The sequence below is a fragment of the Nocardia sp. MDA0666 genome, assembly GCF_003023875.1.
Taxonomy (GTDB): Bacteria; Actinomycetota; Actinomycetes; order Mycobacteriales; family Mycobacteriaceae; genus Nocardia; species Nocardia aobensis.
In genome coordinates, this window is record NZ_PYHT01000018.1 from 1 (window position 1) to 16,907 (window position 16,907).

Here is a 16,907-nt window from a genome sequence, read left to right on the forward strand (position 1 = left end):
CCGTTGGTGATGTGGATGTGTTGTCGGCGGGTGAGTTGGCTGGTGTGGTGCGTGGTCGGAATGAGACTGCGTATCCGGTGTCTGCTGGGTTGTTGTTGGATGGTTTCCGGCGTGCGGTGGTGGGGTCGCCGGGGGCTGTTGCTGTGGTGGGTCCGGGTGGGGAGTCGTTGACGTACGCGGAGTTGGATGCGCGGGTCAATGGTTTGGCGCGTGTGTTGGTGGCGCGTGGTGTGGGGCCGGAGTCGTTGGTGGGGTTGGCGGTTCGCCGGTCGGTGGATTTGGTGGTCGGTATGTATGCGGTGCTGACTGCGGGTGGTGCGTATGTGCCGTTGGATCCGGATCATCCGGTGGAGCGGGTGGGGTATGTGCTGGATGTGGCGCGTCCGGTGTGTGTGTTGACGGTGTCGCGTGATGGTTTCGTGGTGCCGGGTGGTGTGCCGGTGGTGGAGATCGACACGGTTGATGTGTCGGGTGTGGCGTCGGGTCCGTTGACCGATGCGGAGTTGCCGGTGCGGCCGGGTGCGGACAGTACGGCGTATGTGATTTTCACGTCGGGTTCGACGGGTCGTCCGAAGGGTGTGGCGGTGTCGCACGGGGCGATTCACAATCAGATCGAGTGGATGTTGTCGCAGTATCCGCTGGGTGCGGGTGATGTGTATTTGCAGAAGACGGCGACGACGTTCGATGTGTCGTTGTGGGGTTTCTTCATGCCGTTGCGGGCGGGTGCCACGCTGGTGGTGGCGACTCCGGATGGGCATCGGGATCCACAGTATGTGGCGGAAACGATTGCGGCGCAGCGGGTTACGGTGACGGATTTCGTGCCGTCGATGTTGTCGGTGTTCGCTGCGCATGCGGATCGGGCGCAGTTGTCCTCGTTGCGGCATGTGTTCGTGATCGGTGAGGCGCTGCCGCCGGAGACGGCCGCTGCGTTCGGTGCGGTGTCGGATGCGCGGTTGCACAATCTGTACGGCCCGACCGAAGCGGCGGTGTCGATCACCTATCGCGAGGTCACCGCGGCCGATGCGTCGGGTGTTTCGGTGCCGATCGGTGTGCCGCAGTGGAATTCGCAGGTTTATGTTCTGGATTCGCGGTTGCGGCCGGTGCCCGATGGTGTGGTCGGTGAGTTGTATCTCGCCGGTGATCAGTTGGCGCGCGGTTATCTGCGTCGTCCGGATCTGACTTCGGATCGGTTCGTGGCCAATCCGTTCGGTGCGGCCGGGGCTCGGATGTATCGCACCGGCGACCTCGTCCGCTGGAACGCGGGCGCCCTCGATTACCTGGGGCGGATCGACTTCCAGGTGAAGTTCCGGGGGCAGCGCATCGAGCTGGGCGAAATCGAAGCCGCGTTGCTGGCCGTTCCGGGCGTCAGCCAGGCGGTCGCGCTGGTCGTCGCCGGACCCACCGGTGAACAACTCGTCGGCTATGCGGTGCCCGCACCCGGACAGCACCTGGATCCGACGGCGCTGCGTGCGGGTCTCGCCTCGGCCCTGCCTTCGTACATGGTGCCCGCGGTCGTGACGGTGCTGGATGCGTTGCCGCTCAACACCTCCGGAAAGCTCGACCGCAAGGCGTTGCCCGCGCCGGTGTTCGAGGCGCAGGTGTTCGCCGCGCCCGTCACCGTGGTCGAGGAACTCGTGGCGAACGTGTTCGCCGAGGTGCTCGGCATCGAGCGGGTGGGTCGCGACGACGACTTCTTCGCGCTGGGCGGCAACTCGCTGAGCGCCACCCGGGTCGCGGCCCGGCTCGGCTCCGCCCTCGACACCCGGGTGCCGGTCCGCCTGGTCTTCGAGGCCGGCAGTGTGGCGGCCCTCGCGTCCCGAGTGGAGACGAACCGGTCCGATGCGGATCGCCCGGCGCTCACCGCCCGGCCGCGTCCGGAACGCATTCCGCTTTCGCTCGCGCAGCAGCGGATGTGGTTCCTCAACCAGTTCGACACCACCTCGCCCGCCAACAACATCCCGTTCGCCGTCCGGTTGACCGGCGCACTGGACATCACGGCACTGCGCGCGGCCATCGGCGATCTGGTGGCCCGGCACGAGGTGCTGCGGACGGTCTACCCGGCCGTGGACGGTGTCGGCTACCAGTCGGTGTTGCCTCCGTCGGTCGTGCCGGACGTGCCGGTGATTCCGATCGCCGAGAGCGAGATCGAAGGCTGGGTCACCGAATTCGCGCTTCGCGGTTTCGACGTCGCGGCCGAGGTGCCGTTGCGGATCGCGGTGCTGGAGCCCGAGACCGATGTGCACGTGGTGGTCTTGGTGACGCACCACATCGCCGCCGACGGCGCGTCGGTGGCGCCGCTGGTCCGCGATCTCATGACCGCTTACCTCGCGCAGGAAGCGGGCAGTGCGCCCACCTGGACGCCGCTGCCGGTGCAGTACGCGGATTACACACTGTGGCAGCGAGATCTGCTGGGTGACGAGGAAGATCCGCAGTCGGCGGCCGCCGGCCAGATCGCCTTCTGGCGGGAGGCGCTGGCGGGTCTGCCCGAGCGGCTCGACCTTCCCGCCGATCGGCCACGTCCATACACCGCCTCGGGCGTCGGACGCACCCTGGCCTTCGACATTCCGGCGTCCACGCGCGCCGCGGCGATCCGGTTGGCGCGGGCACAAAACTCCTCGGAGTTCATGGTGGTGCACGCGGCCTTCGCCGCGCTGCTGGCCCGGCTCTCCGGTACCTCTGACATTTCCATCGGCACCCCGGTGGCCGGCCGCGGCGAACGCGAGCTCGACGATCTGATCGGCATGTTCGTCAACACCCTGGTGCTGCGGACCGAGATCGATCCGGGCGAGAGCTTCACCGAACTGCTGGCGCGGGTGAAACGAACCGACCTCGCCGCGTTCTCCCACGCGGAGCTGCCGTTCGAGCGCCTGGTGGAGGTGATGGATCCGGTTCGCGCTCCCTCGCACCACCCGCTGTTCCAGGTCGCGCTGTTCTTCCAGAACTTGGAGAAGGCCGGTCTGGAGCTGCCCGGAATCCGCGTGGACGAACTGGGCATCGACGGGGCGATCGCGAAATTCGATCTGCAACTGACCATTTCGCCGCCGGAGGACGAATCCGCCCCGGCCGCGGCACTGTTCACCTATGCGACGGATCTGTTCGACGAGTCGACTGTCGACGCGTTCGCCGCTCGCTTCGTGCGGCTGCTGGATGCGCTGCTGGCCGACCCGGAACGGTCCGTTGGTGATGTGGATGTGTTGTCGGCGGGTGAGTTGGCTGGTGTGGTGCGTGGTCGGAATGAGACTGCGTATCCGGTGTCTGCTGGGTTGTTGTTGGATGGTTTCCGGCGTGCGGTGGTGGGGTCGCCGGGGGCTGTTGCTGTGGTGGGTCCGGGTGGGGAGTCGTTGACGTACGCGGAGTTGGATGCGCGGGTCAATGGTTTGGCGCGTGTGTTGGTGGCGCGTGGTGTGGGGCCGGAGTCGTTGGTGGGGTTGGCGGTTCGCCGGTCGGTGGATTTGGTGGTCGGTATGTATGCGGTGCTGACTGCGGGTGGTGCGTATGTGCCGTTGGATCCGGATCATCCGGTGGAGCGGGTGGGGTATGTGCTGGATGTGGCGCGTCCGGTGTGTGTGTTGACGGTGTCGCGTGATGGTTTCGTGGTGCCGGGTGGTGTGCCGGTGGTGGAGATCGACACGGTTGATCTGTCGTCGGTAGCCGTGGATGCTCTGGCGGAGTCGGAGCTGCGGGCGCCGGTTCGGCCTTCGGATACCGCGTACGTCATTTTCACGTCGGGATCGACGGGCCGCCCGAAGGGTGTGGCGGTCTCGCACGAGGCGATTCACAATCAGATCGAGTGGATGCTGTCGCAGTATCCGCTGGCCGCGGGTGACGTCTATCTGCAGAAGACCGCCACCACGTTTGACGTATCGCTGTGGGGTTTCTTCATGCCGTTGCGGGCGGGCGCCACGCTGGTGGTGGCGACCCCCGATGGTCATCGCGATCCGCAGTATGTGGCGGAAACGATTGCGGCGCAGCGGGTTACGGTGACGGATTTCGTGCCGTCGATGTTGTCGGTGTTCGCCGCGCATGCGGATCGGGCGCAGTTGTCCTCGTTGCGGCATGTGTTCGTCATCGGTGAGGCGCTGCCGCCGGAGACCGTGAGCGCCTTCGCCGCCGTCTCGGACGCCGAACTGCACAACCTCTACGGTCCCACCGAAGCTGCGGTCTCGATCACCTACTGGCCGGCGGTGCCCGGCGCCGGTGCGTCGGTGCCGATCGGTGTGCCGCAGTGGAATTCGCAGGTCTATGTTCTGGATTCGCGGTTGCGGCCGGTGCCCGATGGTGTGGTCGGTGAGTTGTATCTCGCCGGTGATCAGTTGGCGCGCGGTTATCTGCGTCGTCCGGATCTGACCTCGGATCGGTTCGTGGCCAATCCGTTCGGTGCGGCCGGGGCTCGGATGTATCGCACCGGCGACCTCGTCCGCTGGACTCGCACGGCATCCGGCGATCCGGTTCTCGATTACCTGGGTCGGATCGACTTCCAGGTGAAGTTCCGGGGCCAGCGCATCGAGCTGGGCGAAATCGAAGCCGCGTTGCTGGCCGTTCCGGGCGTCAGCCAGGCGGTCGCGGTCGTCGCTCCGGGACCGGCCGGCGAGCAGCTCGTCGGCTATGCGGTCGCCGCCCCGAATGCCGCGCTGGACTCCGCGGCTCTGCGCGACGCCGTCGCCGACCGCTTGCCGTCCTACATGGTCCCTTCGGCCGTGCTGGTCTTGGAGGCGTTGCCGCTCAACACATCCGGGAAACTGGATCGCAAGGCGCTGCCGGCGCCGGTCTTCGAGACCCACGAGTACACCGCCCCCGCCACACCCATCGAGGAGACCGTGGCGGCGGTGTTCGCCGAGGTGCTCGGCATCGAGCGGGTGGGTCGCGACGACGACTTCTTCGCACTGGGCGGCAACTCGCTGAGCGCCACCCGGGTCGCGGCGCGGCTCGGCTCCGCCCTCGACACCCAGGTGCCGGTCCGCGTGGTGTTCGAAACCGGCACCGTCGCCGGACTGGCCGCGCGGGTCGAGGCACAGGCTCCGGCCGCCGGACGCCCCGCGCTCGTCGCGGGTCCGCGGCCGGACCGCATTCCGCTTTCGCCCGCGCAGCAGCGGATGTGGTTCCTCAACCAGTTCGACACCGCCTCCCCGGCCTACAACATCACCGCGGCCGTGCGGCTGACCGGCGCACTGGATATCGCCGCACTGAACGCGGCGGTGGCCGATCTGGTCGCGCGCCACGAGATCCTGCGGACCTGGTACCCCCAGGACGCCGAAGGGCCCGTGCAGCGCATCCGATCCGCCGCCGACGCCACTCCCGAGCTGCGGCCGGTCGCGGTCGCCGCGACGGAACTGGCGGACAGTATCGGTGCGGTGGTCGCCCGCGGCTTCGACGTCGCGGCCGAAGTGCCGGTCCGGGTCGCTCTCTTCGCGCTCGGCGCCGAGGAATACGCCCTCGTCCTGGTGGTGCATCACATCGCCGGCGACGGCTGGTCGATGGGACCGCTGACCCGTGACCTGATGGCGGCGTACGCGGCCCGCAGCAACGGCGACGAGCCGGGATGGGCTCCGCTGCCGCTGCAGTACGCGGATTACGCGCTGTGGCAGCGGGAGTTGCTCGGTGACGAGACCGACGACGACTCGCTGGCCGCCGAGCAGATCGCATTCTGGAAGTCCACGCTGGCGGGGCTGCCCGAGGAATCGACGCTGCCCGCCGACCGGCCGCGACCGGCGACCCAGTCCTTCCGGGCGGGCACCGTCGACGCGGTGGTCGACGCCGACGTTCATGCCGGGCTGAAGGCATTGGCCCGCAACGGAAATGCTTCGGTGTTCGTCGTGGTGCACACCGCGCTCGCGGTGCTGCTGTCGCGACTGTCCGGTAACTCCGACGTAGCCATCGGCACCCCGGTGGCCGGTCGTGGAGCGGCCGAACTCGACGACGTCGTCGGCATGTTCGTCAACACCGTCGTACTGCGCACGACGACGGCGGCCGCCGAACCGTTCACCGCGTTGCTGGCCCGGCAGCGGGATACCGATCTGGCTGCCTTCGCGCACGCCGATCTGCCGTTCGAGCGCCTCGTGGAAGCATTGGATCCGGTCCGGTCCACCGGCCGCAGCCCGCTGTTCCAGGTGGCCCTCTCGTTCGAGAACCTGCCTTCGGGCAGCTTCGAGCTGCCCGGACTGCGGGCGACAGCGCTCGAATCCGACACCGGCGTCGAACGTTTCGACGTGACGGTCACCGTCACCGAAACCGGCAGTGGTCTGGCCGTGCGGTTCACCTATGCGCGGGATCTGTTCGACGAAGCCACCATTCGTGCTTTCGCCGAGCGGTTCGGCCGGGTGCTGAGTGCTGTCGCCGCCGATCCGGCCATCGACGTCGCCGATCTTCCGCTGCTCTCGGCGGCCGAGACCGAACGCCTGACCCGGGTGGCCGGTCCGGTGGTGACCACCGCCGGCACCCTGCCCGACCTGATGGCCGCCGCGGCGGCGGCCGCACCGGAAGCGATCGCGCTGCGCGGCGGCGGACGGTCGATGACCTACGCCGAATTGGATGCCCGCTCCTCGCGACTGGCCCGGGAACTGATCGGCCGGGGCATCGGGCCCGGCGACCGGGTGGCACTGGGTATTCCGCGGTCGATCGAATCGGTGCTGGCGGTCTGGGCGGTCGCCAAGGCCGGCGCCGCCTTCGTGCCGATCGACCCGAACTATCCCGCCGAGCGCATCGAGCGCATGGTCACCGATTCCGAGGTCCGCCTCGGCCTGGTCGTCGGCGCGGTGCGCGACCGGTTCCCGGCGACCGTGGAGTGGTTGCTGCTCGACCACCCCGCGTTCGGGCTGGAACTCGAACGACGCAGTGGCGCACCGGTTTCCGACACGGATCGGATTCGTCCGCTGCGGCCGGCCGATATCGCGTACATGATCTACACCTCCGGTTCGTCGGGTCTGCCGAAGGGTGTGCTGATCACCCACGCCGGTATCGCCGGATACCTGGCCGAACAGCGGGACCGCTTCGGCGTCACCCCGCAGTCGCGCACGCTCCATTTCGCCAGCCCGTCGTTCGACGCCGCGATGCTCGAACTGCTGCTGGCGCTGGCCGGACCGGCCACCATGGTGATCGCGCCGACCACCGTGTACGGCGGTGCGGAACTCGCGGAATTCCTGCGGGCCGAGCGGGTGACGCACGCGTTCGTCACCGCCGCCGCGATGGCGTCGGTCGATCCGACCGGGCTCGACGAGCTCGAGGTCGTCGTCACGGGTGGTGAGAGCTGGGCTCCGGAGCTGGTGCGCCGCTGGGCGGTTCCGGTCGCGAGTGGCACCAGGCGGTTCTACAACGCCTACGGTCCCACCGAGGCGACCATCGCCACCAACATCAGTGACGCGCTGCGGCCGGGCGAACCGGTCACCCTCGGTGGACCGATCCGCGGCATCACCGCGTGGGTGCTCGACGAGCGCCTGCGTCCGGTGCCGGCCGGTGTCGCCGGGGAGCTCTACGTCGCCGGTGCGCAACTGGCTCGCGGCTACCATCGCCGTCCCGGCCTGACCGCCGAGCGGTTCGTGGCCTGTCCGTGGCTGCCCGGGGTGCGGATGTACCGCACCGGTGACGTGGTGCGCTGGCTGTCCGCTCCGCAGGACGGCGACCAGGCGCAATACCGGGTGGAATACCTGGGCCGCAACGACTTCCAGGTCAAGGTGCGCGGCTTCCGCATCGAACTCGGTGAGATCGACGCGGTGCTGGCCGCCCACGAATCGGTGGACTTCGCGGTGACCGTCGGGCGCACGGCGCCCAGCGGCGCGACCGCGCTGGTGTCCTATGTGCTGCCCGCCGCGACCGGCGCGACCGGCGCGACGGCGGCATTCGACCGGCAGGTCCTCGACGCCCACGCCCGGGAACAGCTCCCGGCGCACATGGTGCCGACGATGATCATCGAGCTGGACCGGATTCCGCTGACTCCGGTCGGCAAGCTGGACCGCGCCGCCCTGCCGGAACCGGTCTTCGAGGCCACCGCCTTCCGTGCTCCGGTCACCGCGACGGAGCAGGCGGTCGCGGCGGTCTACGCCGAGGTGCTGGGCGTGGAGCGGGTCGGTCTGGACGACGACTTCTTCGCCCTCGGCGGCAACTCGCTCAGCGCCACCCGCGTGGTCGCGCGCCTGGGCACCGCCCTCGACGCCGAGGTGCCGGTGCGGCTGGTGTTCGAGGCCGCGACGGTGGAGCGCCTCGCTGCCCAGGTCGAGACCTCGGCCGCGGCGGCACGCCCGGCGCTGACCGCGCGCAGCACGGCGCCCGCGGCGACGGGAAGCCAGGAGCCGGAACGGATTCCGCTGTCGCCCGCGCAGCAGCGGATGTGGTTCCTCAACCAGTTCGACACCGAGTCCGCGGCATACAACATTCCGATCGCGGTCCGGCTGATCGGACGATTGGATGTTCCGGCGCTGCGCCGCGCGGTGGGTGATGTCGTGGCCCGCCACGAGATTCTGCGTACCTATTATCCGCAGACGCAGGACGGTCCGGTGCAGGTCGTGGAGCCGGCCTCGCAGGCGGCTCCGCAGATTCTGCCGATGCGGGTGGCCGAGCGCGACCTGGCCGAGCGGATCATCGACGTGATCGCCGTCGGATTCGATGTGTCGGCGGAGGTTCCGCTGCGGGTCGCGCTGTTCCGGCTCACCGACCGGACCGACGAGCACGTGATCGTGTTCGTGGTCCACCACATCGCGGGCGACGGCTGGTCGATGGGACCGCTCACCCGGGATGTGATGGCCGCCTACGCCGCTCGGGCGCAGCAACTCGAGCCCGAGTGGGCGCCGCTGCCGGTGCAGTACGCCGATTACAGCGTCTGGCAGCGCGAGCTGCTCGGCGCGGAGGATGATCCGCAATCGCTGGCGGCGCGCCAGATCGACTACTGGCGCAACGCCCTGGCCGACCTGCCGGAGGAGTCCACGCTGCCGGCCGACCGGCCGCGGCCCAACGCTCCGAGCTACCTCGGCGCCGGCATCGACTTCACCGTCGACGCGGACGTGCGGCAGGGTTTGGTGGAGCTGGCTCGCCGGGCCAACACCACGATGTTCATGGTCGTGCACGCCGCGCTGGCGGTGCTGCTGGGCCGCATGTCCGGCAGCGCCGACGTCGCGATCGGCACCCCGGTGGCCGGCCGCGGTCAGGCCGCACTCGACGATCTGATCGGCATGTTCGTCAACACGCTGGTGCTGCGCAGCGAGCTGCGGCCGGGCGAGAGTTTCCTCGACCTGCTCGCGCGCCAGCGGGAGACCGACCTGGCGGCGTTCGCCAACGCCGACATTCCGTTCGAACGGCTCGTGGACGCGCTCGCCCCCGAGCGCTCGACCGTCCGCTCGCCGCTGTTCCAGGTGTCGCTGGCGTTCCAGAACCTGCCGTCGGGCTCGTTCGAATTGCCCGGACTCCGGGTGGAGGCCGTCGATTTCGACGTGGCGATCGAAAAGTTCGATCTGTCGGTGACGCTGTTCGAGGCGGGAGACGCGGCCGGTGATGCGACCCTCGCGGGCCGGATCACCTATGCGCGTGACCTGTTCGACGAGTCGACGATCCGTGAGTTCGCACAGCGGTACCACCGGGTGCTGCGCGAGATCGCGGCCGCGCCGGATACCGCGGTCGCCGATATCGAGCTACTGACCGATGCCGAACGCGATCGCGTACTCGGACAGTGGGTTTCGGCGGGCACGGATTCCGGTCCGGAGACGACGCTGGTCGAGGCGTTCGACGCCGCGGCGGCCGCACACGCCGATCGCACCGCGGTGATCTTCGGGGACGAACGGATCGGATACGCGGAACTGTCGCGGCGGGTGAACCGCTTGGCGCGCACCCTGATCGAGGCGGGCGCCGGTCCGGAGACGCTGGTGGCGGTGGCACTGCCGCGTTCGGCGGATCTGGTCGTCGCACTGCTGGCGGCGATCCGTGCCGGAGCCGGATATCTGCCGGTCGACCCGACGTATCCGGCCGACCGCATCGCCTACATGCTCGACGACGCCCGGCCGATCTGCGCGGTCACCACCTCCGATCGGGAGATCGAGTTGCGTGGGGTCCCGACCGTGGTGGAACTGGATCGGCTGGATCTGTCGGCGGTGTCGTCCGACCCGATCACGCCGGCCGAGCGCCGGGGTGCGCCGACTCCCGACAGCATCGCCTACGTCATCTACACCTCCGGTTCGACCGGTCGCCCCAAGGGCGTGCAGGTGCCGCATCGCACCGTGGCGAAGCTGTTCGCCAACACGCGCGACTGGTTCGCCTTCGACGAGACCGACGTGTGGACGATGTTCCACTCCTACGCGTTCGACTTCTCGGTATGGGAGCTGTGGGGCCCGCTGTTGCACGGCGGCGCCCTGGTCGTGGTGGACTACCACACCTCGCGCTCGCCGGAGCAGTTCCTGGAACTGCTGCGCCGGGAACGGGTCACCGTGCTGAACCAGACGCCCTCGGCGTTCTATCAGCTCGACGCGGCCGATCAGGCCGCCGCCGACTCCGCGGCGCCACTGGCGTTGCGCTACGTGGTGTACGGCGGTGAGGCGCTGGAGCTGCGGCGGTTGAACGGCTGGTACGACCGCCACGGCGATGCCGCGCCGCGACTGATCAACATGTACGGCATCACCGAGACGACCGTGCACGTCACCTATCGCGCCCTGGACGCGGCGGCCGTCGCCGAGGCCGACGGCAGCGTGATCGGCCGGGCCATCCCGGGTCTGCGCACCTATCTGCTGGACAACCGGCTGCGGCCGGTGCCGGTCGGCGTTCCGGGTGAGATCTACGTCGCCGGAACGCAATTGGCGCGCGGCTACCTCGGGCAGCCGGCGCTGACCGCGGGCCGGTTCGTGGCGGATCCGTTCGGTGCGCCGGGCACCCGGCTCTACCGCTCGGGTGACCTCGCGCGCTGGAACGCCGACGGCGATCTGGAATACCTGGGTCGCGCCGACGATCAGGTGAAGGTGCGCGGTTTCCGCATCGAACTCGGCGAGATCGAGGCGGCCGTTCTCTCCCGCCCCGGCATCGCCCAGGCCGCGGTGCTGGTGCGCGAGGATCGCCCCGGCGATCCGCGCATCGTCGCGTACGTGGTGCCCGAGGACCCGGCGGACCGTCCGTCCGCCGGAAACGTCGACGATCGCTGGCGTGCCGGGGTGGCCGAATCGCTGCCCGAGTACATGGTGCCGTCGGCCTTCGTGGTGCTCGACGCGATTCCGCTGACCGCCAACGGAAAGCTGGATCGCCGCGCGCTGCCGGCGCCGGCCTTCGCGGTGACGGCGTCGCGGACCTCGCTCACCGCGCTCGAGACGCGGCTGGCCGAGTTGTTCGCGCAGGTGCTGGGCGTACCGGAGGTCGGGGTTGACGACTCCTTCTTCGCGGTCGGCGGTGACAGCATCATGTCCATTCAGCTGGTGTCGCGGGCCAAAGCGGCCGGAATCGTCTTCACCCCGCGGGATGTGTTCGAACACCGGACGGTCGCGGGCCTGGCCCGGGTGGCCGTGGCGGACGGGCTGGCCGAACCCGAGGTGCTGGCCGAACTGCCGGGCGGCGGGGTCGGCGAGATTCCGCTGACTCCCGTGCTGGCGGCCTATCTGGGCAGCGGCGTGCACAACCGGTTCGCGCAGACGATGGTGCTCGGATTGCCCGAGCACATCGACGAATCGGGTCTGATCGCGACCATCGCCGCGGTGCTCGACCACCACGATGTGCTGCGATCGCGGGTCCGGCGGACCGGCGAGGGCTGGACCTTCGAGGCCTTGCCCACGGGTTCGGTGGATGTCCGCGACCTGGTCACCACCATCGACGTCCCCGCCGGGGTCGACGCCGAGGAATTGAACCGGATCGCAAGCGCCGCAATGGATTCGGCGTTGGCTGCGCTCGACCCGCAGGCGGGCCGGATGCTGACCTTCACCTGGTTGCGCCGGCCCGACGGTCGCGACGCGGTGACCGTCGCCGCGCACCACTACGTGATCGACGGCGTGTCCTGGCGCGTCCTGATCCCGGATCTGGCGGTCGCCTGGGCGCAGCGCTCGGCCGGTGCTCCGATCGAGCTGCCGCCGGTGGGCACATCGTTCCGGCGGTGGGCACACGGTCTGGTCACCGCGGCGGAATCCGACGAGCGGATCGCGGAGACGGATTACTGGCGTGGCGTGCTGGCGACGCCGGATCCGCTGCTGGGCGCGCGCGCCCTCGATCCGGCGGTCGACACGCATCGGACCGTGCGTCGCTTCGAGACGCGGGTGCCGGTGGAGGTCGCCGACGCCGTGCTCACCCGCCTGCCCGCGTTGTACCGCGGTGGTGTCAACGACGGCCTGCTGGCCGCGCTGGCACTGGCGGTACGCACCTGGCGTGGTCGCCGCGGCATCGACGCACCGGTGACCCGGGTGAAGCTGGAGGGCCACGGCCGCGAGGAGGCCACGGTCCCCGGCGCCGACCTGACCCGCACGATCGGCTGGTTCACCAGCATCTATCCCGTCTCGCTGGATCTGACCGGCATCGACGTCGGAGCCGCGTTCGCGGGCGCGACGGTGACCGCGGACCTGGTGAAGTCGGTGAAGGAACAACTGCTCGCGGTGCCCGACCGGGGAATCGGTTACGGCCTGCTGCGGTATCTCAACCCGGCTTCCGCCCCGGCGGTCGCGGGCGAACTGGGCCAGATCAGCTTCAATTACCTGGGCCGGGTCTCCGCGGGCGGCGTTCCCGAGGGCCTGCCGGATCTGGGCTGGCTGCCCACGGCGGAACTGGGATCGGTTGTCGCGGATCAAGATCCGGACATGCCGGCGGCGGCGGTGATCGACGTCAACGCGATCGTCAACGACGGTCCCGACGGCCCGCTCATGGACGTCACCTTCCTGTACGCGGCCGATATCGTCGGCGAGGACGCGGTGCGGGAACTGGCGCGGGACTGGGTCTCCGCGCTGACCGCGCTCGCCCGCCATACCCAGGATCCGGCCGCCGGCGGCCTCACTCCGTCGGATGTGCCGCTGGTGCGGGTCGGCCAGGCGGAACTGGACGCCTGGCGGGAGGCTCGTCCGGGACTCTCGGACGTGCTGCCGCTGTCACCGCTGCAGGAGGGTCTGCTGTTCCTGACCGAACTGCAGGAGGCCGACGGCGTCGACGACTACGTCATGCAGTTCGCCCTGGAACTGTCCGGTGATATCGATCTGGAACGGTTGCACCGGTCCGCGCAGGCGGTCCTCGATCGGCATGCGAATCTGCGCACGGCCTTCGTCACCACGGCGACCGGTGTGCCCGTGCAGCTGGTGGTCGACGATGTGGCGGTGCCCTGGAAGGTCGTGACCGGGGTGGCCGACGACGAGCTGACCCAGGTGCTGGCCGCGGACCGGTACCGGTTCGATCCGGCGGTCGCGCCGCTGGTGCGATTCACCGTGTACCGCACCGATTCCGGCGCCACCCATCTGGCGTTGACGACGCATCACATCCTGCTGGACGGCTGGTCCATGCCGCTGCTGATGAAGGATCTGCTGATTCTGTATGCGGTGCAGGGTGATTCGTCGATGTTGCCGCGGGTCCGGCCGTACCGCGACTACCTGGCGTGGCTGTCCCGGCAGGACCACGATCGGGCGCTGTCGGAGTGGGCCGGTGCCCTGGCCGGGCTCGAGCCCAGTCATCTGGCCCCGGCGCTCGCGGCGCCCGCCGCCCCGGGTGACGGCATCGGCACGCTGACCTTCGACCTGTCGCCGGAGCAGACCCGCGCGCTGACGACGTTCGCCGCCGAGGCGGGCGTGACCGTCAACACCGTGGTTCAGGCGGCGTGGGGTGCGGTGATCGCGGCCCATACCGATCGCGACGACGTGGTCTTCGGTGCCGCGGTCTCCGGTCGTCCGCCGCAGCTCGACGGCATCGACGACATGATCGGGTTGTTCGTCAACACGATTCCGGTGCGCGTGCGGTTCGATCCGCGCTGGTCGGTGCAGGATGCGTTGCAGCGCTTGCAGTCCGAGCAGGCGGCCCGGCTCGACCAGCACCACATCGGGCTGGCCGAAATCCAGGGTGCCCTCGGTGTGGAGGGCCTGTTCGACACGATGATCGCGTTCGAGTCCTACCCCATCGACACCGAGGGGTTGCAGGAAGCGAGCACCATCGACGGCATGGCCGTCACCGGTCTGCAGGCGGTCAACTTCACGCACTACCCGCTGACCGTCCTGGTGAACCTGGATTCGCAACTCCGGGTGAAGATGCTGTACCGGCACGACACCGTCGACGCGGCGGCCGCGGCCGCCGTCACCGACAGGTTGCGCATGCTGATCGGTGAGTTCGTCGCCGCGCCGCGTCGCGGTCTGCCGGGCATCGGGCTGCTGCTCGACGCCGAGCGGACGAGCCTGGCCGCCCGCAACGACACCGCGGCGCCGGAACTGCTCGACGACGCCACCCTGGTGTCGCTGTTCCACGCGCAGTGCGACCGTACTCCGGACGCACCCGCCGTCACCTTCGGCGACCGGACCCTGACCTACGCCGAATTGCGTTCCGCGGCAACCGGTCTGGCCGGTGCCCTGGTCGAGGCGGGGGCCGGGCCGGAGACCCGCGTCGCGGTGGCGATGCGGCGTTCGGCGGAACTGGTGGTGGCGCTCTACGCGGTCCTCGAGAGCGGCGCCGCGTATGTGCCGGTCGATCCGGACCATCCGGCCGAGCGCAACGATCATGTGCTGCGCGGGTCGAACCCGCTGTGCGTGCTCACCACGGCGGCCGACGGATTCACCACCGCCACCGGCATTCCGGTGGTGGACGTGGCGAGCCTGACCGCGCGAGCGGCGCGACCGCTTCCGCGTCCGCGCCCCGACAACGCGGCCTACGTCATCTACACCTCGGGTTCGACGGGCCGGCCCAAGGGTGTGGTGATCACGCATCGGCAGGTGGCCAACCAATTCCGCTGGGCACAGGCACGGTATCCGCACGGGGTCGGTGACACGGTGTTGCACAAGACGCCGATCACCTTCGACATCTCCACCTGGGAACTGTTCTGGCCCCTGCAGACCGGTGCCCGGATCGTGGTGGCGGAGCCGGACGGGCATCGGGATCCGCAGTACCTGGCGGAGGTGATCGCCCGGGAGTCGATCGGCACGGTGCACTTCGTGCCCGCGATGCTCGACGCCTTCCTGGAGCTCGGCCGGCAGCCGAATTCTCCGCTGCGCCTGGTGTTCGCCGCCGGTGAAGCGCTGACGACGGGTACCGCCGCCGCGTTCCACGACGCCCTGCCCGCGCAGTTGCACAACTGGTACGGCCCCGCGGAGGCCACCGTGGTGACCGCCGCCCGCGCCGAGGCCGGCGCCGGGCGCACCGCGGTGCCGATCGGTGATCCGGTCGCCAATACCCGCGTGTACGTGCTCGATCGGCAGTTGCGGCAGGTGCCGGCCGGTGCGGCCGGTGAACTCTACGTCGCCGGTGTGCAGTTGGCTCGCGGTTACCACGGCGCTGCGGCGCTGACCGCCGAGCGGTTCGTCGCCGATCCGTTCGAGCCGGGCGGGCGCCTGTACCGCACCGGCGACATCGTGCGGTTCGGCGAGGCCGGACTGGAATACCTGGGTCGCGCCGACTTCCAGGTCAAGCTGCGTGGACAGCGCATCGAACTCGGTGAGATCGAGGCGGTACTGCTCGATCACGCATCGGTGGCGCACGCGGCCGCGGCGGTGGTACCCGATCCGGACCGCCTGGTCGCCTATGTGGTGCCGGCCGCCGGGCACGCCGTCGATCCGGACGAGCTCACCGCCTACGCGCGGCGCCGCCTGCCCGCGTACATGGTCCCGGCGGTGCTGATGCCGCTGGCGGAGCTACCGCTCAACGCCAGTGGGAAATTGGATCGCCGCGCACTGCCGATTCCCGCGCTCGCCGCGCGTCCCTACCGGGAACCGGTGACCGGGTTGCAGCAGTCCGTGGCAGCGGCCTTCGCCGAGGTGCTGGGCACCGATCGAGTCGGTCTGGACGACGACTTCTTCGCCCTCGGCGGGACCAGTTTGAACGCCGGTCGCGTGGTGCATCAGTTGCGCCGGGTCACCGGGGCCGAGATTCGGGTGCAGTGGTTCTTCCTGGATCCCACGGTGGCCGGTATCTCCGCGCGCATCGCCGAATCGCTGGAAGCCGGTCTGGAATACGACGAGCAGTCCGACGCCGCGCTGGGGCTGATCCTGCCGATTCGCGCCGCGGGCGATCGGCGTCCGCTGTTCTGCATCCATCCGATGTACGGCCTGTCCTGGTGCTACGCCGGGCTCGCGCGCTACACGGATCCGGAGCAGCCGATCTTCGGCGTGCAGGCCGCCGCGCTGTCGGAGGATTCCGAACCACCGCGGTCGCTGGCGGAGATGGCGGACCGGTACGTCCGCGAGATCGTCGCCCGCCAGCCCGAGGGGCCGTACCGGCTGCTCGGCTGGTCGCTGGGTGGTCTGCTCGCGCACGAGGTCGCGGTCCGGCTGCGCGCGGCAGGACACGAGGTGGACCTGCTCGCCATGCTGGACAGCGACCATGGGTTCGACCTCGGCACGTTCCGTGAGGCGATGCAGGAGACACTGGCGGAACTCGGCATTCGCGATGTGGACCCGGAGCGTCTCGACCAGTTGACGGAGGAGGACTTCGTGCGGTTGCACGATGCGATTCCGGCGGATCTGGTCGTGCTCACGCAGGATCGGTTGCGGCGCATCTACACCAGCGCCATGCGTTCGGTTCAGCTGACCCGCGGATTCGTGCCGCAGGTGTTCGACGGCACCGTGCACTACTTCCGCGCCGCCGCGGACGAGCGCCGGACCCACGACGTCATCGCCGGATGGCGTCCGTACGCCGGGGATGTCGTGGACCACCCGGTCCCGACCCGCCACGAGCTGATGACTCAGCCCGAGGCGCTCGCGGTGATCGGACCGGTGTTGCAGGAGCTGTTGCGCGACCGCGACCGAGCGGAGTGACCGGTCCCTGACACGACGAAGGCCGCGTGGCGA

The 16,907-nt window shown here is 69.5% G+C and carries 1 protein-coding gene; it reads left to right on the top strand.

Features of this window, described 5'->3' with window-relative positions:
- Window positions 1-16,874: non-ribosomal peptide synthetase (locus C8258_RS22815; RefSeq protein WP_146161308.1), on the top strand; the 16,874-nt coding region annotated here is incomplete at its 5' end.
- Window positions 16,875-16,907: the final 33 nt, after the last annotated feature.